Consider the following 22,010-nt stretch of genomic DNA (forward strand, 5'->3'; position numbering starts at 1 on the left):
TTCAATGTTTTCGAGGCTGAACACTCCACGATTTGCTTGGCCACGCGCTCAGTCGTTCGCCGGGCTGCGCGACTGCCGATCTGCCTCTACCGCCTTCCGCAAATTGGACGCCGATAGGTAGCTGGCCAGAGCGCAATCGCCATTGCCCACCCGCTTTTCATGGCGAATGCGCTCGGCGCCCAGCGCTTCAGCCGCGGCGACAAGGATAAGCTCAACTTCCGGCAAGTGGTCGCGAACGTTCGTACGCGGTCCGAGCCCTCGCGCTTGCCGGATTTCGTGCGACTTGCGTCCGAATAGGCCGGTGTAGATGCCCTCGGTGCAGTCCATATAGCCCCGCTCCTCCACCCCGTGTGCCTTCAAGGTGTCGGTGTAATCGTTGCGGGCCCGGATGGAATGCGCTCGCGGGCTGTTGTGATCGAGGTTGATGCGCCGAGGGCGCGGGTCGATAGCGTTGGTCATGTGTCGGTCGTCCTTACTTTGGAGACCAACCGGTGCCTTCATCCTTGACGTTCCCGCTGTCTTCGACAACAATCGAAGTGCAACCAGTGAGAGACGCCGGGCTTCTGGCATCGGTTGATCGAACGGGCCGGCTGGGGGCAACCTCGGCCGGCTTTTTTATGGCCGGCACGTGGCAGAGGGTACCCCGAGACCCGACCACAACCCCATCGTGCCTCTCCAGAATTTAAACACAAGAGGGTAAACAGCGACTTGTCGATTCGGTCCGTCGTACCGACAGATCGTGACGTGCTCCCCTGATTGTTACCAGTCAGAGGTAGAGTCTCGCTCCTTCATGATGGGTGTTTGAGGGGATGGCAACGTGTCTGGGGGCATGCCCCCAGACACGTTGGCCGGCGATCTCGGCGGGGGTCTTCCCGCCCAGTTTGGAGTGTGGCCTGACCGTATTGTAATCGTGCCGCCAGGCAGCGAGCACGAACCGGGCATGAGCTAGCGAGGTAAACAGCGTCTCGTTGAGACATTCGTCGCGCAGGCGCCCGTTGAAGCTCTCGACGAAGCCGTTCTGCATCGGCTTGCCCGGCGCGATGTAGTGCCACTCGACCCGGCGCTCCTGCGACCAGCGCAGGATGGCCGACGAGGTCAGCTCGGTGCCATTGTCGCTGACCACCGTATGCGGCTTCCCCCGGATGCCCATCAGGCCGGTCAGTTCCCGGGCCACCCGTGCACCCGACAGTGATGTATCGGCCACCAGCGCCAGGCACTCGCGTGTGTAGTCATCGACCACGCACAGGATGCGGAAGCGCCGACCGCAGATCAGGCTGTCAGAGACGAAGTCGAGCGACCAGCGCTGGTTCGGGCCATCGGGCAACACCATTGGCCTGCGTGTGCCCAGAGCGCGCTTGCGCCCGCCACGACGGCGCACGCGCAGCCCTTCCTCCCGGTAGATGCGCAGCAGCTTCTTGTGATTGGGTGCGATGCCCTCCCGCGCCAGCAGATAGCCCAGGCGGCGATAGCCGAACCGGCGACGCTCCGCCGCCAGCTCGCGCAACCGTTGCCGCAGCGTGCCGTCATCCGGCCGTGTCGGCTCGTAACGGATCACCCTGCGGCTCACGCCAACCAATGCACACGCCCGACGCTCGCTCACCCCGTGATGCTCCCGGGCATGGGCGACGGCTTCCCGCTTGGCGCCGGGCGTTACCATTTTTTTGATGCCAGATCCTTCAACACGGCATTGTCGAGCATCGCCTCGGCCAAGAGCTTCTTCAGCCGGGAGTTCTCCTCCTCGAGCGTTCGCAACCGCCGGGCCTCGGACACCTCCAGCCCGCCGAACTTCGACTTCCACTTGTAGAACGTCGCCGAGCTGATCCCGTGGCGGCGGCAAACCTCCGCCGTCGGCAATCCGCCCTCCTGCTCCTTCAAGATCGCTATGATCTGCTCTTCGTTGAACCTGCTTCGCTTCATATCGTCCGACTCCTTGCGCCAGACTCTACCAAAAAGCGGTCACATTTCAGGGGAGCACGTCAATCGCTTCGTCGCCTTAGCGTGCATGCTACTGCGCAGCGGCGCGCTGAAAATCGGGCTTTTCAAGTCCTCAACGTCGCTCTGCAAATAGATTTTCGCGACAAACTGCAATTCTGTGCACAGAATCGAAGACAAGGCCCCTCAACGCATTTGGCACCCGATTATCCACGGGCAGCTGCCTGCAGGCGCGTGATGTCGATGATGTAGTCTGCGCTCGTCGACGCTGTGATGCTGGTCATCTTTCGTCAGGCCAGGATCAACCAGCTGTCTATCCCCAGTTCTTGGTATGGCGGCGCGGCGCATGAACGAGCAAACAGGAACGAGGCTCGAAAGTGAAGACGCGAGCTCAGGGGCTGGCGTGTTGCCTGAGACAGCGCGCTGGCCCCGTTGATCTCTTCCTCACCGATCAAGATCGAGCTACGCCCAAGGAAATTGAGCACATCCTTCATTGATAAGCATTGCGAATTCAGCTTCCCCACCCTCAAGCGGCAAGAACCACGATGAATCCCGATGGGTGATGTCAAAGGTCTGGCCTTGATTGCGCACAACCGAATGTAGATCCACTGTTGCATCGTTGATCAACCAGCCCCTCACGGCCACAGCGCCTTCGTTTTCGGCGACCCAACGATCGACGTTGTCGTGGCAACGATTTCGCTCGGGTACAGTCCCATCTAGGAATTTGACCTGCCGACACTCCAAACAGATTGCCTCACCGCGCCGGCCACGAAGCTTGATGAAGTAGTTGGTCATTGCGCTGCAACCCATCCCGCATCACTCCCGATCCAGCGCGCTGTCGCGCAAGACAAGATTTTCTCCGCACTGGGCCCAGAGTTGCCGCCCAAGCGCAGTGATCTTGGCTGCCGGCCACCCTTCCACGTCGACGCTTCGGATCTCGCGTCCGGTATCGAGATCGACAACGTAAAGGCGGCGGCGAGGCATAGTGTCGGTCTCCGGGACGGCGAAATCAATCGGTCCAGACTTGCGTGAGTTTTGCGTGAGACTCGCGCAAAAGTCAGGTTTGTTCTAGGCCTGTTCCCGTCGACGGCTAATTCCAAATGGCGGAAATCCGCCAGTTTCCCCTATAAGCGTTGCGTTGACATCGTAGGGGTCGCAAGTTCAATCCTTGCTACGCCCACCATCGCCAAGAAAAACCCCGCCGCGGCGGGGTTTTTTGTTGCCTGTCGCATATCCGCCAGACCGGTTTTCACACCGATCCGGCGGCAGTTCCCGAAGCCTTACTTGCCCTGCCAGTTGGGCTTGCGCTTCTCGGCAAAGGCCAGCGCGCCTTCGCGCGCGTCAGATGAGGTGAACACGGGGGCAATGTAAGCCTCCTGCTTGTCCCACATCTCTGCCTCGGTCCACTCGTGCGAATCGCGCACGATCGCCTTGGAGGCAATCAGCGCCAGCGGGCCATTGGCAGCGACGCGCGCGGCAAGCGCCTTGGCGGCCTCGAGCGAGGGGCCTTCGGTCAGTTCATTGATGAAGCCCAGCGCATAGGCGCGCTCGGCATCGATGAAATCGCCCGTCAGCGCGAGTTCCATCGCGATGCGCGGCGGGATCTGGCGGGGCAGCTTGATGAGGCCGCCAGCCGCCGCCGCAAGGCCGCGCTTCGCTTCGGGAATGCCGAACTTCGAACCCTTGCTGGCAACGATCAGGTCGCACGAAAGCGCCAGTTCCATACCGCCCGCCAGCGCATAGCCATCGACCGCCGCGATGATCGGCTTCTTCGGCGTCCACTGTGAAAGCCCGCCGAAACCCCGGCCCGGCACGCTCGGCCGCTCGCCGCGCAGGAAGCCCTTGAGGTCCATCCCTGAGCAGAACGTGCCGCCAGCGCCGGTCAGGATCGCGCAGCGCAGATCGGTCTCGGCATCGAGGCGGTCCATCGCGGCGGCAATGCCCTCGGCTGCTGCCTTGGTCATCGCATTCTTGGCCTCGGGCCGGTTGATCGTGACGATCAGGACGTTGCCGTCCACTTCAGTCAGGACTTCGGGGGCTTCGCTCACGGCATCTCTCCTATGGTGGGCGCTTAATCGCTTGGTTAAACGTCTAGTGCTGGCCCCCTGTCCCTGTCCAGAGCCAAAGCATCCGAATCGCGCACGCACATGCCCTTTGGTGAAAGTCCCCCGCTTGCGCGGCGGCAAGCGCCTGCTAAGGAACGCCAAATTTCTTTGAATCACCTCCCCGGGGAAGGCACGCAAAACCATGGCAAAGATCAAGGTGAAGAATCCTGTCGTCGAGCTCGACGGCGATGAAATGACGCGGATCATCTGGCAGTGGATTCGCGAACGCCTGATCCTCCCCTATCTCGATATCGATTTGAAATACTACGATCTCTCGGTCGAGAAGCGTGACGAAACGAACGACCAGATCACCATCGATTCGGCCAATGCGATCAAGCAGTACGGCGTCGGCGTGAAGTGCGCCACGATCACGCCGGACGAGCAGCGGGTCGAGGAATTCAAGCTCAAGAAGATGTGGAAGTCGCCCAACGGCACGATCCGCAACATCCTCGGCGGCGTCGTCTTCCGCGAACCCATCGTGATCCAGAACGTGCCGCGGCTCGTGCCGGGCTGGACCGATCCCATCGTCGTCGGCCGCCACGCCTTCGGCGATCAGTACAAGGCGACCGACACGCTGATCCCGGGCCCGGGCAAGCTGCGCCTCGTGTGGGACGGCGATGATGGCCAGAAGATCGATCTCGACGTGTTCGACTTCCCGAGCGCGGGCGTCGCCATGGCGATGTACAACCTCGACGATTCGATCCGCGATTTCGCCCGCGCCTCGTTCAACTATGGCCTCGCGCTGGGCTGGCCGGTCTATCTCTCGACCAAGAACACCATCCTCAAGGCCTATGACGGCCGCTTCAAGGACCTGTTCCAGGAAGTGTTCGAAACCGAAGGCTTTGCCGAGAAGTTCAAGGCCGCCGATATCGTCTACGAACACCGCCTGATCGACGACATGGTCGCCTCGGCGCTCAAGTGGTCGGGCAAGTTCGTCTGGGCCTGCAAGAACTACGATGGTGACGTGCAGTCCGATACCGTCGCGCAAGGGTTCGGCTCGCTCGGCCTGATGACCTCGGTGCTGATGTCGCCCGATGGCAAGACGATCGAGGCCGAGGCCGCGCACGGCACCGTGACGCGCCACTACCGCCAGCACCAGCAGGGCAAGCAGACCTCGACCAACCCGATCGCATCGATCTTCGCGTGGACGCGCGGCCTCATCTACCGCGGCAAGTTCGATGAAACGCCGGACGTGGTGAAGTTCGCCGAAACGCTCGAACGCGTCTGCATCGAGACGGTCGAGAGCGGCAAGATGACCAAGGACCTCGCCATCCTCATCGGCCCCAGCCAGCCGTGGATGACCACCGAGCAGTTCTTCGAAGCGATCGTCGAAAACCTCGAAGCCGCAATGGCCGCCGAGGCCTGATCCGGCGGGGGCGGGATCACACCCGCCCCCGCCCCTCACTTCGTCATTGCGAACGCAGTGAAGCAATCCAGAGCGGCAACCCATCAACGCCGGGTGCCAAACCCTCACCCGGCCCTTCAGTCCAATTTAACCATTTCTTGCAGATTTGGGCGGAATAAAGCAGCGTAACACCGGAAAGGTGAACGCGTGTCGGCCCTCGTCGCAATTTTCGCCATGTTCATTATCAGCGCGCTCGGCATGATCGTGCTGATCTGGTTCTGGCTGCGCCAACGTGCGCAGCGCGAACCAAAACCCGTCAGGCCGAAAAAGGCCAAGCGCCGGAAGGCCGCGGAAGCAGCCGCCGAGCCTGAGCCGGAAGCCGATGGCCTGCCGCAGAAGACCGGCCGCAGCCGCCTCATCTCCGCCGCCACGCTGGCTGAGGCCGAGGCCGCTCTCGCGCTGCCCGCCGCCGATTACGCCGCCCCCGAAGAGCCAGCGCAGCCCGAGCCGGAAGCCGCGACCCCCGCGCAGCCTTCCCCGATAGCTCTCGCCGCGCGGCAGGCGATTGTCCTCAGGCAGCATTTCCCGCCGCACCGCGCGCCGCAGGCACGCAGCTGGCTGGGTGGCAGCCCGGTGCTTCCCGGCGCCGCGGAATGGCCGGTAAACCCCGCCACCGGCAAACCGCTGCATTTCCTCTTTCAGCTCGATCTGTCCGAAGTCCCGCCCGAAGCCAGCCTCGGCCTGCTTCCGCCCGAAGGCGCGCTCGCATTGTTCCTCGATCTCGATTGGGGCCCCGGAGAGACGTTCCGCGTGATCCACGCGCAAGGGTACGCCGGCACGCCGTGGCACGCGCTCGATGTTCCGCCGGGCCTCGCCATGGCCTATGGCGACGAAGCCGCGCTCGCCTGGCCCTGGGCGCTCACGCCGGCGCATGGCACGCAGATTCTGCCGCGCTGGCCCATAACGCCAAGGCTGATCGCCCTTACGGAAAGCGAAGGCCCTGGCTGGCCGCACAATGCCGCTACCGCGCGGGCGCTGCTCGATGCGCAAGGCCAGAACGACCTCGCCCCCGCGCTCGCAATCGCCGATTTCCATGGGGCAGACGGGCAAGCCTTCGAACCGTGCTGGTACGGTTACCCGCAAGACTGGATCGCCGTGCAAATCGCCGCGGCCGCGCTGGTCCACGAGGCGGACCGCGCATCGCGCACCGCGCTCCACGATCCCTACCCCGGCCTCGACGAAACCGAGCGCGCCGCCCAGCTCAAGGCCGTGCGCGAGGAAGCGCAGGCCTGGTTCGATCACGCGCTCGGCAACCCCGCGCTCGCCCCCATCGCCCCGGCGGTGCGCAAGGCTTTCTGGGACTGGCTCGCGACCCACCGCGCGCTGGCCGAACGGGTGATCCCCGCAGCCGTCGAGGCCGCGATCGAGACGACGCTCCACGCCTCGCCCGAAGAGGCCGCCAAGTTCCCCGAAGAGGTCACCGCGCGCGTGGCCTACCGCCACGCCTTGGCGCGGCGCACTCCGGACGGCGTGATCGCCCCGCCGCCCGCACGCCTCCTCGCCCAGGCCTCCGGCGATGCGGACCTCGCCGCGACGCATCTGCTGCTGCTCGAACTGCCCGACAACCCCGCCATCGGCCACCACTTCGGCGGCGGCGCGCTGCAATGGTGGATCACGCCGGAAGACCTGGCGGATCGGCGGTTTGAGGCTGTGGTGATGACAAGGGCGGGCGGCTGAAGCCGCCAAAACCCCTCACACCACCAGCCGCTCCTCCAACCGCGCCACCAGCGCCGCATCCGCGCCCAGCACCGCCTCGGCATAGGCCTCGAACGTCCCGTGCTCGCGCTCCATCGCAGCGAAGGCGCTGTCCAGAAACTCCGGCTGCACCGACATGATCGTGCGCAGCGCATCGTCCGTCATCATCGGACCAAAGCTCGCGCGCACATTGGTCGCCGCCGCCGCGATCCTCGCTTCGGAATTGCCAGCCGTGTTCGTCAGGAGGTAATCCGCCATCACGTCGTCAGGATGCACACCCAGCAGCCGGTGGACAATCGCAGCGCCCACGCCGGTGCGGTCCTTGCCGGCAAAGCAGTGCAGCAGGCTCGGCCCATGATCTTCGGCCAACGTCTGCAGATAGAGCCGGAACGTGCCCACCAGCACCGGGCGGAACGGCAGCTTGTCATAAAGCTTGACCATCGCGGCCCGCGCATCGTCCGCCGTGCGTACGCCCGCAGCGGCCTCGTCGTGCACGGCCCTGCCATGATCGCCCGCCGTCTCGCCGGGGTAGTAAACCACCTGCCCCGCCCACTCTTCATGGCGCAGGCAGGGAAACTGCGCGCGCTCGCTATCGCCGCGCAAGTCGATCACCCGCGCAATGCCGATCCGGTGCACCACATCGAGGTCATCCGGAGTCGCCCCGAAGTGATGGCCCGAACGCCACAGATGCCCCTTACGCACCAAGCCGCCGCGCGCCTGATAGCCGCCATAGTCGCGAAAATTGTGAATGCCGTCCAGCGGCAGAACCCGGTCTTGCATTGCGTTATCCCTGTCAGATCACCGCCAGCGATGCCAGCCCTTCAAGACTGCAGCATTGCACCGCACGCAATCAGATGGACTCGCCCAAGGATCCGTTCGTGTCGAGCAAAGTCGAGACTGGCCGCACAGCGGTGCGACCCTCAGGCAAAGCCTTCCGTCAGAAACCGCTCCGCACACCCGGCCAGCACCGCAGCGCCCAGCGGCATCACGCTTTCATCCAGCATCATCCGCGTCGAATGGATCGAGCAGCAGCTCTTCCAGTCAGCCCCCTGCGGCGCGACGCCGAGGAAGAACATCGCGCCGGGCGTCTGCTCCAGCACGTAGGAGAAGTCCTCCGCCCCCATGATCGGGTGCGACAGCCGGAGAAATTTACCTTCTCCGGCAATCTCCTCCGCCACTTTCGCGCCCAGATCGACTGCGCGCGGATCGCAGATCGTCACCGGAAAGCCCGGAATGATCGCCGTTTCAGCGGTCAGCCCGTGCGCTGCCGCGATATGGCTCACCAGCTTGGGCAGCGCTTCATGCAGCCGCGCCCGCGCGCCGGGTGAAAGCGTGCGCAAGGTGCCGAGCAGGTGGGCGCTGTCCGGGATCACGTTGTAGGCCGTGCCCGCCTCGATCTTGGAGACCGTCGCCACCACAGGATCGGCCACCGAAAACTTGCGCGTCACCATCGTCTGGATCGCGCTGACGATCTCGCAAGCGACCGGCACCGGATCGAGCGTATCGTGCGGCATCGAGGCGTGCCCGCCATCGCCCTTGATCGTGATCTCGAAGCGGTCCGCCGAAGCGAGCAGCGGCCCGGCCCGCCCCGCCACGATCCCGTGCGGGCTGTTGGGCATGATATGGAGCGCAAAGGCGGCGTCCGCCTTGGGTTCCAGCAGCCCGTCATCAATCATGAAGCGCGCGCCGTGATGCCCTTCCTCGCCCGGCTGAAACATGAACTGCACTTCGCCTGCCAGCTTGTCCGCTCGCGCGCAGAGCAGTTCCGCCGCCCCGGCCAGCATCGCGGTATGCGCATCGTGCCCGCAGGCGTGCATCCGCCCGGCAAACTGCGAGGCAAACGCGAGGCCCGTCTCCTCGGGCATTTCCAGCGCGTCCATGTCGCCGCGCAGCAGCACGCGCCTGCGCGCACCAGCGCCGCCCTTGAGCGTGGCAACCAGCCCGGTCGTCGACGGCCCCTCGCGCCAGGTCAGCGGCAGATGCGCCAGCGCCGCGCGCACCTTGCTCGCGGTAAGCGGCGTGTGCAGGCCCAGCTCCGGCTCCGCATGGATCGCACGCCTGAGCGCGGTGATCTGCGGCTCGAGGGTTCGCGCCTGCTCCAAGAGGTCGGCATGCAGCATCGGAGGCTCCTTCTTCACACGCTACTCTTATCCCGTTGGTTCCGAACGAAGTCGAGGGGCCAGTTGGGGCGAGGGCGTGAACAAAGGGCAAGCCGTGCCGCACCAGCGCCATAGCGGTTTTGCGTAAGGGATAACACAAATTGCGCATTTGCTGTTATCGCACCATATTGCACACATAACCCGCACAGGAGCACCGCCATGAACGTATCCATCGGAGAGCGCTGGGAAAGCTTCGTCGACTCGGTCGTCAAGGCCGGCCGCTACAGCTCGGCCAGCGAAGTCGTCCGCGAAGGCCTGCGCCTCGTCGAGGAGCGCGAGGCGAAGCTGATTTCCCTGCGCGAGACGATCCAGGCTTCGCTTGCTCGAGGCGGTACGCACACCGAAGAGGAAGTCGACTCCTACCTTGAGGGGGAATTGGCAAAGCTCGCTGCCGAGGGCTTCTGAGTGCGCCGGGTTACCTATAACGACGAGGCGACCGACGATCTAAGGTTGATCATTCACTACATCACCCGCGAGTCTGGTGACCGCAAGATCGGCGCCGCCTTCGTTGCCAAACTCCGCGCCAAATGCGGGAAGCTCGCCAGGCTCGACGCCACGCTCGGCACCGCCCGCCCCGAACTGGGCGCCGAAGTGCGTAGCACGCCTGCAGAAGGCTACGTCATCTTCTTCCGCTACCTCGAAAGCACCGTCGAGATCATCAACATCCTCCACGGCAGCCGCGACATCACCACTCACTTCGATCCGCACTGATCCCCCTTGCGCAGGCACGCGCGGCGGTTTAATCGCTCGATTAACGCACTTGGGAGAGTCACAATGGCTGAAGCCTATATCATCGATGCCGTCCGCACCCCGCGCGGGGTGGGCAAGCCGGGCAAGGGCGCGCTGTCGCACCTGCACCCGCAGCACCTCGCCGCCACGGTCATGAAGGCCATTGCCGAGCGTAACCATCTCGATACCGGCACGGTTGACGACATCATCTGGTCGACCTCGTCGCAAGTCGGCAAGCAGGGCGGCGATCTCGGCCGCATGGCCGCGCTGGCAGCCGGCTACAACATCACCGCCAGCGGCACCACGCTCGACCGCTTCTGCGGCGGCGGCATCACTTCGGTGAACCTTGCCGCGGCCACCGTCATGTCGGGCATGGAAGACTGCGTCATCGCCGGCGGCACCGAGATGATGAGCTTTACCGCCGCCAACGCCGCCGCCGAAGCCAACGCCGGCTTCCCGCCGCGCCTGATGGGCTCGGGCAACAAGGCGCTCGACGAGATCCACCCGCAGTCGCACCAGGGCATCTGCGGCGATGCCATCGCCACCATCGAAGGCATCAGCCGCGAAGCACTCGATGCGCTCGCCCTCGTCAGCCAGCAGCGCGCTGACATGGCGATCAAGGAAGGCCGCTTCGACAAGTCGCTGATTCCCGTGCTGAACGAGGATGGCTCCGTCGCTCTGGACCACGAGGAATTCCCCCGCCCCGAAACCACCGCCGAAGGGCTCGCCAGCCTCAAGCCCGCCTTCGCCGGGATGATGGACTTCGACCTTGGCGGCGGCGTCACCTTCCGCAAGCAGATCAACCGCCGCTATCCGGACGTGGACATCAAGCCCGTCCACCACGCCGGCAATTCCTCGGGCGTGGTCGATGGCGCCGCCGCGCTCCTCATCACCTCCCCCGCCTATGCGGAGAAGCACGGCCTCAAGCCGCGCGCCCGCATCGTCGCTTATGCCAACCAGGGCGATGATCCCACGCTGATGCTCAACGCCCCGGTCCCCGCCGCGAAGAAAGTGCTCGCCAAGGCGGGCCTCACCAAGGACGACATCGACGTCTGGGAAATCAACGAGGCTTTCGCCGTCGTCGCCGAAAAGTTCATCCGCGATCTCGAACTCGATCGCGCCAAGGTGAACATCAACGGCGGCGCCATGGCGCTCGGCCATCCAATCGGCGCGACCGGCTCGATCCTCATCGGCACCGCCCTCGATGAACTCGAACGCTCGGGCGGCCGCTACGGCCTCGTCACGATGTGCGCAGCGGGCGGCATGGCCCCTGCAATCATCATCGAACGCCTCTGATCCGACTAGTAAGCCCTCTCCCCTTCAGGGGAGAGGGCCCGGAGAGGGGAGCGCATGAAGAATCCCGAAGCCTTCGCAGGCTACGAAGCCTTCGATTTCACCGATGGCCCCTTTACGCGCCGCGTCTGGCGCAAGGGCAGCGGCCCCGCGGTCATCGTCATGCACGAAATGCCCAATCTCCACCCGCAAGTGCTGCGCTTCGCTGATCGCGTCGCCGCGCAGGGGATGACCGTCTATTGCCCCAGCCTGTTCGGTGAGGACGGACGCAAGCCAACCAAGGCCTACACCGTCGGCCAGATGCTCTGGGCAATCTGCGTGCGCCGCGAATTCAATGTCTGGGCCAATGGCAAGTCGAGCCCCATCGTCGATTGGCTGCGCGCGCTCGCCCGCCATGCCCATGCGACATGCGGCGGGCGCGGGGTCGGCGCGGTGGGCATGTGCTTCACCGGCGGCTTCGCCCTCGCGATGATGACCGAGCCCGCGGTTGTCGCCCCCGTCCTCTCGCAGCCCTCACTCCCGCTGGGCAAAAAGGGCGCCGCGCGGATCGATGCGAGCGAGGCGGAGATCGCCTGTGCCAAGCGCCGGTTCGCTGAGGAAGACTTGCACCTCATGGCCCTGCGCTTCCCGAGCGACGGCTTCGTCCCCGATGCGCGCTTTGCCATGCTCAAGGACAGCTTCGGCGAGCGCTGCGTAACGGTCGAGCTGCCCGATGCCGATGCTAATCCGAACGCGCCCATCGCCCCGCATTCGGTGCTGACCTGGCACCTGATCGACGAACCGGGCAGCGCCACGAAGCAAGTCGAAGCGGACGTCATCGCCTTCTTCAAGCAGCGTACGGCGGCCTGAAGCGGCTCACCGCTTTGAAGCCGAACAGGTTCGCGCAGAGGCGCAGAGGCGCAGAGATAGGAAGAAAGGGACTGGAAGGCGGCTGCGCCGCAGACACTCTCGCATTCTTTGCGGTCTTTGCGCTCACCGCGCGAACCATCTTCCTTCTTGCTCTCCGCGCCTCTGCGCCTCTGCGCGAAACCCCTTCTTCTTCCAAGCGCCGCCGCTTGCCCATGGCCCCGCGCCCCTGTAGAGCGCGCCGCAACCCTCAAGTTTTGCATATCAAGGACCACCGATGGCCGCCCAGTACGCCTACGTCATGAAGAACATGACCAAGACCTTCCCCGGCGCGCCCAAGCCGGTGCTGAGCAATATCAGCCTGCAATTCTATCAGGGCGCCAAGATCGGCATCGTTGGCCCCAACGGCGCGGGCAAGTCCACGCTGATCAAGATCATGGCCGGCATCGACAAGGACTATACGGGCGAGGCCTGGCCGGGCGAGAACATCACGGTAGGCTACCTTGAGCAGGAGCCGCAGCTCGACAACACCAAGACCGTGCTCGAAAACGTCAAGGACGGCGCGCGCGCCACGGCGGACATGGTCGAGCGCTTCAACCAGATCGGCATGGAGATGGGCGAGGAGGACGCCGATTTCGACGCGCTCGGCGCCGAGATGGCCGAACTTCAGGACAAGATCGACGCGGTCGACGGCTGGACGCTCGACAACCAGCTCGAAATCGCGATGGAGGCCCTGCGCTGCCCGCCCGGCGATTGGCCGGTGGACAACCTCTCCGGCGGTGAAAAGCGCCGCATCGCGCTCACCCGTCTGCTGATCCAGAAGCCCTCGATCCTGCTGCTCGACGAGCCGACCAACCACCTCGATGCCGAAAGCGTCAACTGGCTGGAAAACCACCTCAAGGAATATGCCGGCGCGGTGCTGATGATCACCCACGACCGCTACTTCCTCGATAACGTCGTCGGCTGGATCCTTGAACTCGATCGCGGCAAGTACTTCCCTTACGAGGGCAACTACTCGACCTACCTCGAAGCCAAGGCCAAGCGGCTCGAGCAGGAAGAGCGGGAGGACACCAGCAAGCAGAAGGCGATCAAGGACGAGCTCGACTGGATCCGCGCCGGCACCAAGGGCCGCCAGACCAAGAGCAAGGCCCGCATCAAGGCGTTCGACCAGCTGGTGGAATCGACCGAAAACCGCGTGATCAACAAGGCCCAGATCGTCATCCAGGTGCCAGAGCGCCTTGGCGGCAAGGTGATCGAGGCCAAAAACATCTCGAAGGCCTATGGTGACAAGCTGTTGTTCGAGAACCTCTCGTTCCTGCTTCCCCCCGGCGGCATTGTCGGCGTGATCGGGCCCAACGGAGCGGGCAAGTCCACGCTGTTCAAGCTCATCACCGGCCAGGAAAAGCCCGACAGCGGCACGATCGAGATCGGCCAGACCGTCCGTCTCGGCTATGTCGACCAGAGCCGCGACCACCTCGATCCCAAGAAGAACGTCTGGGAGGAAATCTCCGACGGGCTCGATTACATGAAGGTCAACAAGCAGGACATGAGCACGCGCGCTTATGTCGGCGCGTTCAACTTCAAGGGCCAGGACCAGCAAAAGAACGTCGGCAAGCTCTCGGGCGGTGAACGCAACCGCGTGCACATCGCCAAGATGCTCAAGCAGGGCGGCAACGTCCTCCTGCTCGACGAACCGACCAACGATCTCGACGTCGAAACCCTGCGCGCGCTCGAAGAAGCCATCGAGAACTTCGCTGGCTGCGCCGTGGTCATCAGCCACGACCGCTTCTTCCTTGATCGCCTCGCCACCCACATCCTCGCGTTCGAGGGTGACAGCCACGTCGAATGGTTTGAAGGCAACTTCGAAGCCTACGAGGAAGACAAGCGCCGCCGCCTCGGCGATGCAGCCGACCGCCCGACGCGCCTCGCCTACAAGAAGCTGACACGCTGATGATCCGATCCGTTCATGTTGGCAATCCCCAACATGAACTGAAACCACTGTCATGGTTCAGCCATAGGACAGGGCGCGTGTTATAGACCGGACATATGGGAGGCCGCGAGCGAGTCGCTGCCCCATGTAACCGGAGCCAGGACCATGGCCACCAAGTCCGTATTGCAAACCAGCGCTTCCGCCCTTCTTGCCGTCCTCCTCGGCACGGCGGCGTTATTGCCTGCCACTGCCAACGCGCAGGAACAGCGCGATCACGGTGAGCGCGGTGGCGGACGCATGGAGCGTTCCGCCCCTGCCCCCGCTCCGGCACCTGCTCAGGCTCCCGCCTGGCAGAACCGCGCCCCTGCCGCCAGCTCCGCCCCTGCATGGCAGGGCCGCCCGGCGTGGTCTTCCAACGGCGGCCAGCCCGCACGCCCGGCACAGCCCGCCAACCCCGGCGGCTGGAACGGCCGACCCGCGTGGCAGAACGGCGGCGGCGGTGACCGCGGTGATCGCGGCGGCGCGGGCAACCCCGTTGGCCAGCCCGCCTATGGTCGTCCGGCCTGGGGACAGGGACAGGGCGGCCAGGTTCAGCAGCCGCGTACCCAGCCTCCCGCATGGGGCACCCGCAACCCCACCTATGTCGATCCCAATCGCGGCAACAATGGCTGGCAGGGCCGTGACCGCGACGGCCAGAACCGCGATGGGCAGAACCGCGACGGCCAGAACCGCGATGGCCGCGACGGCGACCGCAGCGCCCAATGGCACCGCGATGGCAACGGCCAGTGGAACCGCAGCGGCTGGGGCTCGAACAACCAGCAGAACTGGAACCGTGATCGCGACCGCGACCGCGAAGGCTGGCGCGGCAACAGCCGGGGCTACAACAACGGCGGGCGCTCGTGGGACCGTGATGGCTGGCGGCGCGACAATCGGTACAACTGGTACGGCTGGCGCAACCAGCACCGCTCGATCTTCAGCCTCGGGTTCTACTCGGCGCCGTGGCGGGATTACTCCTACAGCCGCCTCGGCATCGGCGTGGTCATCGGCGCTCCGTTCTACGATCAGCGCTACTGGATCGCCGATCCCTGGGCCTATCGCCTGCCCCCGGCAGACGGCCCCTATCGCTGGGTCCGCTACTATGACGACGCACTGCTCGTGGATGTCTATTCGGGCGAAGTGGTCGACGTGATCTACGACATCTTCTACTGACCGGGCTTGCCGGGGGCGCGCCTAGCGCGTCCCCGGTCTGGCTCCCGGCGCCCACGCCATGCGCTCCGGCACTTCGGCTGCCGCCTCCGTCAGGGCCGTGAAGAAGCGGTTGAAATCGGCCGCCGCCTGCCAATCAAGCGGCGTCGAAAGATCGTCCGCCGGGTGGTGATAGCGCCGCTCGTACCAATCCCGATACGCCGCGCGCGAAGCCGCATCATAGGTCGCAAAGACGAAGCTCGCCCCAGGCACGCCCGCTTCCATCAGCGGCCAGTTGTCCGACCGGCGCAGCAGATCGCGCTCCGGTTCCGGGTCCTCCTGTACCGCAATCCCGCGCGCCGTGGCCACTTGCCGCACCAGATCGCCCAGCGAACTTTCCTTGAGGCCATGCACCGTCAGCAGCTTCAGCGGATAGAGCGGCCGCACCTGATCGAGGTTGATCACCGCCGCAAGGCTGGCGATCGGCACGGTCGGATGCTTCACGAACCAGCGCGAGCCCCACAGCCCCTTCTCCTCGCCGGTGAACACCGCGAAAAGCACCGGCCGCTTCAGCCCCTTGCCCGCGCGCATCGCGGCAAATTGCTCCAGCAACGCGACATAGGCCGCATCGTCGAGCGTGCCGTTGTAGATCGCACCGCCCGCCACCGGCTCGCCCCGGCCATAGCCATCAAGGTGCGCCGCGATCACGATGGCCTGATCCGCCAGCGCCGGATCGGTGCCCGGCAGCAGCCCCAGCACATTGGCAGAGCGCGTCACCCGCCGCGTCACCGTCAGCGCCGCGCTCGCCTGGCCCAATTCCGCTCGCGGCAAGTCTGCGCCCGCCGCGCCGCTGCGCAGGATTTCACCCGCCTGCGCGGTCAGCCGCGCCAGCGCGTCAGGATTGAGCGTGCCTTGCAAGAACGACGCGCCGCCAGCCGCTTTCACGCTGTCTTCGAGCGGCGTGACGCTGCGTGAATAGGCGAAAGGCCAGCGGATCGGCTCGCCCGGCAGCCCCGGCGCGGCAATCAGCAGCATCCCTGCCGCACCCGCCTCGCGCAGGGCCTTCGCCCGGTCGAACCCCTTGACCCGTGCCGGCGCCGGGCGACCATAGCAGACCACCACCTGCCCCTTCACCTCGGCAATCTCGGCCGCGCTGCAATACCCGCGGAATGTCGCGGGTGCCATGAGCGCCTTGGGCGTCGCCGCAGAGGGCGAAAGCTGCACATCGCGGTTGAAGCGCAGCCGCTGCCCGCCAATCAGCAACCGCGAACGCGCCTCATCCAGCCGCAGATCCTCGAACGTGATCGGCTGGAACCAGCCTCCGCCCGTACCGACCGGCTTGAGCCCGGCCGCCGCAAACCGCTTCGCCACGATCGCCGCCGCACGGTCATAGCCCCGCGACCCGGTATCGCGCCCCTCCATCGCATCGGACGAAAGCTCCCGCGTCAGCGCCCACCACGCGCGCGTCTGCGCATCAGGTGCCGGCCCCTCGGCCCGTGCCGCACCGCCCGGCAACGCCAACAAGGCGGCAGCCGCCAGCCCCAGCCTCTTCAGACCCGCCCCGCGCATTGCCATTCCTCTCGTTCCTTCGCGCCCATCATCGGCTCATGCCTGCAGCCTAAGAGAATGGCTAGTTCTGTCCACACGCATCGCGTCCATACTTGCCCTATCGCAGCCCAGCGCCGGGAGTGCCGATGCCGAAAGCCAGCCCGCAGCCCCCGCGCGACAGCTTCACCCACGACGACATCTCCCTCCTCGCCCGCGTCCAGCAGGGCATGGCATCCAGCGGCTTCCAGTCCGTCTGGCTCAGCGATGAGGAAGCCCGCGTCCAGCACTTCCACAATGCGCTGGATGCGGCGCTGGCTGGAGACTGATGGGCTGCGTGGGTGATTTCAGCCGTAAGGGGCGAGGCTGAGAATGGGTGGGGAGGAGACGTTCTTCAATCGTCCTCTTCAAGGCGTAAGCATGCGCGGAAAGCACCACCTTCTTTGTCTTGCCGGTGCCAAAGCTCAACGACCTTGTAATACCTGAAATAGCCGGGCGGGGTATCGATTGAGAGATATTCGCCGATGCGGGGCAAAAACTCGAACTCCGCCATAAACAGCGGTTCCAAGGCGTCTACGTGGTCAAAAGCTTCTACCACCGGCATGCCGACGCCTTATCAAGCCGCGGGAAGGTCTACAAGTCGGCGGAAACCGTCGTTTAAATATACTCACTCGCCGGAGTGCCTTCCCGAACCGGTAAGTGCCCGAAGCGTATCACCATCACCCTTCGTCATTGCGAGCGCAGCGAAGCAATCCAGAGCGGTTCTGCGCGGCTCTGGATTGCTTCGCTACGCTCGCAATGACGAAGCGGAAGAGCGTGGGCGAAAACCGACGTCCAAACTTGCCCGCCAGCCCTAAAGCCCAGCGCCGACCGCCGCCCCCAATTGCGCCTTCACCGCCTCAACATCGCCCAACACCCACAGCTCGGCGATCCGACCGTCCGCAAAGCGGAAGAACGCCGCACCTGGCCACGCGATCTCCCGCCCGGTTGCCTCCACGCCAAAGAACGGCCCCCGGTGCACCCCCGCAAAGCGCAGCCGCACCGCAGCGCGCTCGCCCTGTTCGATGATCTCAAAGATCGTGCAGGTATAGCCGCCCAGCGCCGCGTGAATCTGGCGCGTGTAGTCGATGAACCCGTCCACCCCGCGCTTCTCCGGCCCCAGCGAGCCGCGAAACCGGAAATCGGGTGCAAGGATCTCGCGCGCCACCGCTTCGTCAGCCAGGTTCCACACCTCATGGTAGAACCGTTCGATCAGCCGCGTCGGAGTCAAATCCGATCCGCCTGCGCCACGGCATCGCTTGCCCGCAATGCGCTGACGATACGCGTCAGATGCGCCAGATCGCGCACCTCGAGATCCACTTCATAGGTATGGAACGGGTTCTCGCGCTGGGTCATTTCGAGATTAACCACATTGGCGTGGTTTTTGGCAAAAACACCAGCCATTTCGGCGAGCGTACCCGGCCGGTTGTATAGCTCCGCGCGGATCCGGCCGACCGCGCCATCGGTGCGCGCGTCCCATGAAAGGTCGATCCAGTCGGCATCGATGCCATTGGCAAGGCTCAGGCAGTCGATCGCGTGGACTTCGACGCCTTTGCCCAAGCGCCTCAGGCCGACAATACGGTCGCCCGGCACCGGATGGCAGCAATCGGCCAGCTTGAAGGCCATGCCCGGGGTCAGGCCGCGCACCGCAATCGCGCGCTGCTGGCTCGGCCAGTTCTCGCTTTGCGGCAGGTTCTTGGCGCTTCCCGGCACCAGTGCTTCCATCACCTGCCGGTCGTCGATCTTGGCGCTGCCGATGGCGACCATCAGCTCTTCCTCATTGGTGTATTTCAGCCGCTTGATCGCGTCCGCCAACGCCTTCTTGCCGATCTTGCTCGGCAGCCGCTCGGCAATTTCGTCATAGAGCTTGCGCCCGATCTCGGCGATTTCGGCGCGCTCCTTCTGGCGCACTGCGCGGCGGATCGCGGCGCGCGCCTTGCCCGTCACCACGAAGGCGAGCCACGAAAGCTGCGGTTCGCTGCTGCGGCTCTTGATGATCTCGACCACATCGCCGTTGCCCAGCGGCGTGCGCAGCGGCACGTGCCGCCCGTTGATCTTCGCCCCCACCGCCTGCGCGCCGAGATTGGTGTGCACGGCAAAGGCAAAATCGATCGGCGTCGCGCCCTTGGGCAACTGATACAGCGCGCCCTTGGGGGTAAACGCGAAGATGCGGTCCTGATAGATCGCCATCTTGGTGTTTTCGAGCAGCTCGTCCGGATCGTGGCTCGCCTCGAGAATCTCGACCAGATCGCGCACCCAGCCGACTTGCCCATCGGGCAGCGCGCCCTGCTTGTAGGCCCAGTGCGCGGCAAGGCCGAATTCGTTGATCCGGTGCATCTCGTGCGTCTTGATCTGCACTTCCACGCGCATCGCGTTGTTGTAGATCAGCGAAGTGTGCAGGCCCTTGTAGCCGTTCATCTTCGGGGTCGAGATGTAGTCCTTGAACCGCCCCGGAATCATCTGCCAAGTCCGGTGCAGCAGCCCGAGCGCGATGTAGCAGTCCTCCGCGCTATCGGTCAGCACGCGAAAGGCCATGATGTCGGTGATCTGCTCGAAGCTCACGTGGCGCTCCGCCATCTTGCGCCAGATCGAGAACGGGTGCTTCTCGCGCCCCGAAACCTCCACTTTCAGCCCCGCTTCCGCCAGCGTCTGCTTGATCGCGAGCGCAATGGAATCGACTTGCGCGCCCTCGTCGTTGCGGATCGCGGTCAGCCGCCCGGTGATCGTGGCATAAGCCTCCGGCTCGAGCTGCTCGAACGCCAGCAGCTGCATCTCGCGCATGTATTCGTACATGCCCACGCGTTCGGCCAGCGGCGCGTAGATCTCCATCGTCTCGCGCGCGATGCGGCGGCGCTTTTCCTCGCTCTTGATGTAGTGGAGCGTGCGCATGTTGTGGAGCCGGTCCGCCAGCTTCACCAGCAGCACGCGCAAGTCCTCGGACATCGCGAGCAGGAACTTGCGCAGGTTTTCCGCCGCGCGCTCCTTGTCGCTCATCGTCTCGATCTTGGAGAGCTTGGTCACCCCATCGACCAGCCGCGCAACTTCAGGGCCGAACAGGCGCTCGACTTCCTCCACAGTGGCCAGCGTATCCTCCACCGTATCGTGGAGCAGCGCGGTAATGATCGTTTCCTGATCGAGCTTCAGCTCGGTCATCAGGCCCGCGACTTCGACCGGATGCGAGAAGTACGGATCGCCCGAGGCGCGCTTTTGCGAGCCGTGTTTCTGCACGGTATAGACATAGGCGCGGTTAAGCATCGCCTCATCCGCATCCGGATCATAGGCGAGCACGCGTTCGACAAGTTCGTACTGACGCAGCATCTCAACCCTAGATGGCCTTTGCCCGGCGCCCCCGACAAGGGAAAATGCCGCCGATGCGCAAATCTTTCACGCCTGTGTTGCCATAGCGAGCCCGCAGCGGCACTTAAGGGGCCGATGAGGGACGCACCGCCAGACATGACCTCCCCCCAAGATCCGTTCGTGAGAAACGGACATTATCCCACCCCGTTCGTGTCGAGCGAAGTCGAGACACCAGTCGCCGCGCGCAGTGTCTCGACTTCGCTCGACACGAACGGGAATTGAAAGCAGGCGGGATGGTAGAGGAAATGGCCAAGTCAGACTTCAGCGACAGGCTCAAGGCCAATCTGCGCACCCTCACCTGGCTCGATGCCGCCCGCGTGCGCGTCTATGCCGCGATGGTGCTGGTCGCCTACATCCCGATGATGGTGAAGGTGTTCCGCGAGGCGACCGGCACCGTGGGCAGCGATTTCCTCGCCTTCTGGGGCACGGGCCGCCTGCTCCTCTCCGGCCCCGCGCCGCGCGTCTACGATCTGGCCGCCGAACATGCCGCGCAGATGGCCGCCGGCACCGGCCAGATGGTCGCCTATGTCAATCCGCCGCCGTTCCTGTTTCTCGCCGCGCCGCTCGGCCTTATGCCTTATGCGGTGGCATGGGTGGTCTGGGCGCTGGCGGGATGGGCCATCTGGTTCCTCGTCGCCCGCCGCGCGCTGCCGGATACCGGCGGCACCAGGGACTGGGCGGGCACCCTCGCCGTGCTTGCCTTCCCTGCCGCTTACCTTGCCGCGAGCCACGCGCAGAACGGCTTCATCACCGGCGCCATCCTGATCGCCGCGGTCCTCACCCTGCGCCGCTCGCAGGCGCTTTCGGGCGCATTGTTCGGCCTGCTCGTGATCAAGCCGCACCTTGCGCTGCTCGTCCCCTTCTGGCTCGCCGCCGGGCGCAAATGGACCGCCATCGCCGCCGCCGCCGCTTCGGCCGCGCTGCTCTGCCTCGCCTCGCTCACCGTCTTCGGCCTCGATACCTGGCGTGCCTATCCGCAGAGCTTCGAAGTCAGCCAGATCCTGATGAGCCAGACTTCGGGCGAGTTCTTCCTGCGCATGTGCACGCCCTATGCGGCCCTGCACGTCCTGTTCGGCCCGACCGCCGCCATGGCAGGGCAAGCCGCCATCACGCTCGTCACCGGCGCGCTCGCCTGCCTCTACTGGCGCCGCGCCCCGTCAGACGAAGCCGCCGGCGCCATGCTCCTCGCCGCCACCGCGCTCGCCTCGCCCTACCTGTTCAGCTACGATCTGCCGTTCCTCGCCATGCCGGTGTTCTTCCTCATCGGCATGGGCCGCAGCATGGGCTGGCGGCCCTGGGAGAAATCCCTGCTGGTGCTGATCTGGCTCGCCCCCCTCGCCACCCGCGCCGCCGCGCTGCCGCTGGGGCTGAACCTGATGCCGCTCGCGGCGGCGGTGCTGTTCTGGCTGGTGTGGAGCACCTGGTTGCCAGCCAAGAAGTCGCCGAGCTTATCCGAATTTGATAGCGCTTTCATCGACTAGTGCGGTCGTCTCGTGCGAAAAATACTTTACCATTTTGCCATACGCTTCGACAGTCAGAACCAGCCATGTCCTGCGACGGTCCTTTTGATCGCTCACGCGCCTGACAAGCCCCATGTCTTCAAGCAAGGCGATCCACCTCAAGGCAGTTGTGAGCGGCACGTTTGATGCAATACATGCACTTGGACACTTCGAAGAACCGGCTGATTTCGGCGTGGAGGCGAAGAGAGGCCAGATTTGAGCGTGCGGAGCACCGTTCTCCTGGTCTTTATCGCTGACTTCCGTGCTGGACTGCCCTTCCGGGGCCGGTTT

General features: G+C 64.7%; 21 protein-coding genes. 11 read left to right on the plus strand and 10 right to left on the minus strand.

Annotated features, from left to right (window positions below):
* Positions 1–48 precede the first annotated feature (48 nt).
* The 4 genes from ACO056_RS14600 to ACO056_RS14615 form a co-directional block, all read right to left on the minus strand.
* Complete coding sequence (locus ACO056_RS14600) at positions 49–459, minus strand: hypothetical protein (RefSeq protein WP_421847974.1); 411 nt, start codon at positions 457–459, stop codon at positions 49–51.
* Positions 460–766: 307 nt separating this feature from the next.
* A protein-coding gene (locus ACO056_RS14605) for an IS3 family transposase (protein WP_421846432.1) occupies positions 767–1,917 on the minus strand; the annotation gives its coding sequence in 2 pieces (ribosomal slippage) (positions 767–1,665 and positions 1,665–1,917; 1,152 coding nt in all).
* A gap of 477 nt (positions 1,918–2,394) precedes the next feature.
* Positions 2,395–2,727: a hypothetical protein gene (locus ACO056_RS14610; RefSeq protein ID WP_421847976.1), complete on the minus strand. Its 333-nt coding sequence runs from the start codon at positions 2,725–2,727 to the stop codon at positions 2,395–2,397.
* Positions 2,728–3,212: 485 nt separating this feature from the next.
* Positions 3,213–3,980 (minus strand): crotonase/enoyl-CoA hydratase family protein, encoded by a 768-nt coding sequence (locus ACO056_RS14615; RefSeq protein ID WP_421847978.1) that lies wholly within the window; start codon positions 3,978–3,980, stop codon positions 3,213–3,215.
* Between the two features lie 199 nt (positions 3,981–4,179).
* Here ACO056_RS14615 and ACO056_RS14620 point away from each other — a divergent pair, with 199 nt between their 5' ends.
* Together ACO056_RS14620 and ACO056_RS14625 are read left to right on the plus strand one after the other, a co-directional pair.
* A complete protein-coding gene (locus ACO056_RS14620) occupies positions 4,180–5,403 on the plus strand; it encodes an NADP-dependent isocitrate dehydrogenase (protein ID WP_421847980.1) in 1,224 nt (407 codons plus the stop codon).
* Between the two features lie 186 nt (positions 5,404–5,589).
* Positions 5,590–7,119, plus strand: coding sequence for a DUF1963 domain-containing protein (locus ACO056_RS14625; RefSeq protein WP_421847982.1), 1,530 nt, complete (start codon positions 5,590–5,592; stop codon positions 7,117–7,119).
* A gap of 15 nt (positions 7,120–7,134) precedes the next feature.
* Here ACO056_RS14625 and ACO056_RS14630 read toward each other — a convergent pair whose 3' ends face one another.
* Both ACO056_RS14630 and ACO056_RS14635 read right to left on the minus strand, forming a co-directional pair.
* Positions 7,135–7,917 (minus strand): tyrosine-protein phosphatase, encoded by a 783-nt coding sequence (locus ACO056_RS14630; RefSeq protein WP_421847984.1) that lies wholly within the window; start codon positions 7,915–7,917, stop codon positions 7,135–7,137.
* 140 nt (positions 7,918–8,057) lie between these two features.
* Positions 8,058–9,257 (minus strand): M20 metallopeptidase family protein, encoded by a 1,200-nt coding sequence (locus ACO056_RS14635; RefSeq protein ID WP_421847986.1) that lies wholly within the window; start codon positions 9,255–9,257, stop codon positions 8,058–8,060.
* A gap of 198 nt (positions 9,258–9,455) precedes the next feature.
* Between ACO056_RS14635 and ACO056_RS14640 the strand changes: the two genes are divergently transcribed.
* The 6 genes from ACO056_RS14640 to ACO056_RS14665 all read left to right on the plus strand — a co-directional run bounded on the left by ACO056_RS14640 (position 9,456) and on the right by ACO056_RS14665 (position 15,303).
* Positions 9,456–9,701, plus strand: coding sequence for a type II toxin-antitoxin system ParD family antitoxin (locus ACO056_RS14640; RefSeq protein WP_421847988.1), 246 nt, complete (start codon positions 9,456–9,458; stop codon positions 9,699–9,701).
* Positions 9,702–10,007, plus strand: a complete 306-nt coding sequence (locus tag ACO056_RS14645; protein ID WP_421847990.1) for a type II toxin-antitoxin system RelE/ParE family toxin — start codon at positions 9,702–9,704, stop codon at positions 10,005–10,007.
* Between the two features lie 63 nt (positions 10,008–10,070).
* Entirely contained in the window at positions 10,071–11,321 is a 1,251-nt protein-coding gene (locus ACO056_RS14650; RefSeq protein ID WP_421847992.1) for an acetyl-CoA C-acetyltransferase, read from the plus strand.
* A 54-nt stretch (positions 11,322–11,375) separates the two neighbouring features.
* Positions 11,376–12,167 carry a dienelactone hydrolase family protein gene (locus tag ACO056_RS14655; RefSeq protein ID WP_421847994.1) on the plus strand — a complete coding sequence of 264 codons (792 nt, stop codon included), beginning with the start codon at positions 11,376–11,378 and terminating at the stop codon, positions 12,165–12,167.
* Between the two features lie 274 nt (positions 12,168–12,441).
* Positions 12,442–14,115, plus strand: coding sequence for an energy-dependent translational throttle protein EttA (gene ettA / locus ACO056_RS14660; protein WP_421847996.1), 1,674 nt, complete (start codon positions 12,442–12,444; stop codon positions 14,113–14,115).
* 144 nt (positions 14,116–14,259) lie between these two features.
* Positions 14,260–15,303, plus strand: coding sequence for an RcnB family protein (locus ACO056_RS14665; protein ID WP_421847998.1), 1,044 nt, complete (start codon positions 14,260–14,262; stop codon positions 15,301–15,303).
* Positions 15,304–15,324: 21 nt separating this feature from the next.
* Here ACO056_RS14665 and ACO056_RS14670 read toward each other — a convergent pair whose 3' ends face one another.
* Complete coding sequence (locus ACO056_RS14670; RefSeq protein WP_421848000.1) at positions 15,325–16,854, minus strand: M28 family peptidase; 1,530 nt, start codon at positions 16,852–16,854, stop codon at positions 15,325–15,327.
* Positions 16,855–16,973: 119 nt separating this feature from the next.
* On the opposite strand from ACO056_RS14670, the gene ACO056_RS14675 reads away from it, so the two are divergent.
* Complete coding sequence (locus ACO056_RS14675) at positions 16,974–17,153, plus strand: SRPBCC family protein (protein ID WP_421848002.1); 180 nt, start codon at positions 16,974–16,976, stop codon at positions 17,151–17,153.
* Between the two features lie 65 nt (positions 17,154–17,218).
* On the opposite strand, the gene ACO056_RS14680 is transcribed toward ACO056_RS14675, so the two are convergent.
* The 3 genes from ACO056_RS14680 to ACO056_RS14690 form a co-directional block, all read right to left on the minus strand.
* A complete protein-coding gene (locus tag ACO056_RS14680; RefSeq protein WP_421848004.1) occupies positions 17,219–17,428 on the minus strand; it encodes a hypothetical protein in 210 nt (69 codons plus the stop codon).
* Between the two features lie 249 nt (positions 17,429–17,677).
* On the minus strand, positions 17,678–18,094 hold the full coding sequence (locus ACO056_RS14685) for an ester cyclase (RefSeq protein WP_421848006.1): 417 nt from the start codon (positions 18,092–18,094) through the stop codon (positions 17,678–17,680).
* Positions 18,091–20,181: a RelA/SpoT family protein gene (locus tag ACO056_RS14690; RefSeq protein WP_421848008.1), complete on the minus strand. Its 2,091-nt coding sequence runs from the start codon at positions 20,179–20,181 to the stop codon at positions 18,091–18,093. The genes ACO056_RS14685 and ACO056_RS14690 overlap by 4 nt, the downstream gene beginning before the upstream one ends.
* A gap of 135 nt (positions 20,182–20,316) precedes the next feature.
* Here ACO056_RS14690 and ACO056_RS14695 point away from each other — a divergent pair, with 135 nt between their 5' ends.
* Complete coding sequence (locus ACO056_RS14695) at positions 20,317–20,442, plus strand: hypothetical protein (RefSeq protein WP_421848010.1); 126 nt, start codon at positions 20,317–20,319, stop codon at positions 20,440–20,442.
* A gap of 23 nt (positions 20,443–20,465) precedes the next feature.
* Positions 20,466–21,701, plus strand: a complete 1,236-nt coding sequence (locus tag ACO056_RS14700) for a glycosyltransferase family 87 protein (protein WP_421848012.1) — start codon at positions 20,466–20,468, stop codon at positions 21,699–21,701.
* Positions 21,702–22,010: the final 309 nt, after the last annotated feature.

This window comes from Novosphingobium sp. (genome assembly GCF_965228995.1).
Taxonomy (GTDB): domain Bacteria; phylum Pseudomonadota; class Alphaproteobacteria; order Sphingomonadales; family Sphingomonadaceae; genus Novosphingobium.

Bases quoted from the DNA above. Each gene is read 5' to 3' on its own strand.
- ACO056_RS14600 (WP_421847974.1), bottom strand. From the start codon at position 459: ATGACCAACGCTATCGACCCGCGCCCTCGGCGCATCAACCTCGATCAC.
- ACO056_RS14610 (WP_421847976.1), bottom strand. From the start codon at position 2,727: ATGACCAACTACTTCATCAAGCTTCGTGGCCGGCGCGGTGAGGCAATC.
- ACO056_RS14620 (WP_421847980.1), top strand. From the start codon at position 4,180: ATGGCAAAGATCAAGGTGAAGAATCCTGTCGTCGAGCTCGACGGCGAT.
- ACO056_RS14630 (WP_421847984.1), bottom strand. From the start codon at position 7,917: ATGCAAGACCGGGTTCTGCCGCTGGACGGCATTCACAATTTTCGCGAC.
- ACO056_RS14635 (WP_421847986.1), bottom strand. From the start codon at position 9,257: ATGCTGCATGCCGACCTCTTGGAGCAGGCGCGAACCCTCGAGCCGCAG.
- ACO056_RS14640 (WP_421847988.1), top strand. From the start codon at position 9,456: ATGAACGTATCCATCGGAGAGCGCTGGGAAAGCTTCGTCGACTCGGTC.
- ACO056_RS14650 (WP_421847992.1), top strand. From the start codon at position 10,071: ATGGCTGAAGCCTATATCATCGATGCCGTCCGCACCCCGCGCGGGGTG.
- ACO056_RS14655 (WP_421847994.1), top strand. From the start codon at position 11,376: ATGAAGAATCCCGAAGCCTTCGCAGGCTACGAAGCCTTCGATTTCACC.
- ettA (WP_421847996.1), top strand. From the start codon at position 12,442: ATGGCCGCCCAGTACGCCTACGTCATGAAGAACATGACCAAGACCTTC.
- ACO056_RS14665 (WP_421847998.1), top strand. From the start codon at position 14,260: ATGGCCACCAAGTCCGTATTGCAAACCAGCGCTTCCGCCCTTCTTGCC.
- ACO056_RS14670 (WP_421848000.1), bottom strand. From the start codon at position 16,854: ATGGCAATGCGCGGGGCGGGTCTGAAGAGGCTGGGGCTGGCGGCTGCC.
- ACO056_RS14675 (WP_421848002.1), top strand. From the start codon at position 16,974: ATGCCGAAAGCCAGCCCGCAGCCCCCGCGCGACAGCTTCACCCACGAC.
- ACO056_RS14680 (WP_421848004.1), bottom strand. From the start codon at position 17,428: ATGCCGGTGGTAGAAGCTTTTGACCACGTAGACGCCTTGGAACCGCTG.
- ACO056_RS14690 (WP_421848008.1), bottom strand. From the start codon at position 20,181: ATGCTGCGTCAGTACGAACTTGTCGAACGCGTGCTCGCCTATGATCCG.
- ACO056_RS14695 (WP_421848010.1), top strand. From the start codon at position 20,317: ATGACCTCCCCCCAAGATCCGTTCGTGAGAAACGGACATTATCCCACC.
- ACO056_RS14700 (WP_421848012.1), top strand. From the start codon at position 20,466: ATGGCCAAGTCAGACTTCAGCGACAGGCTCAAGGCCAATCTGCGCACC.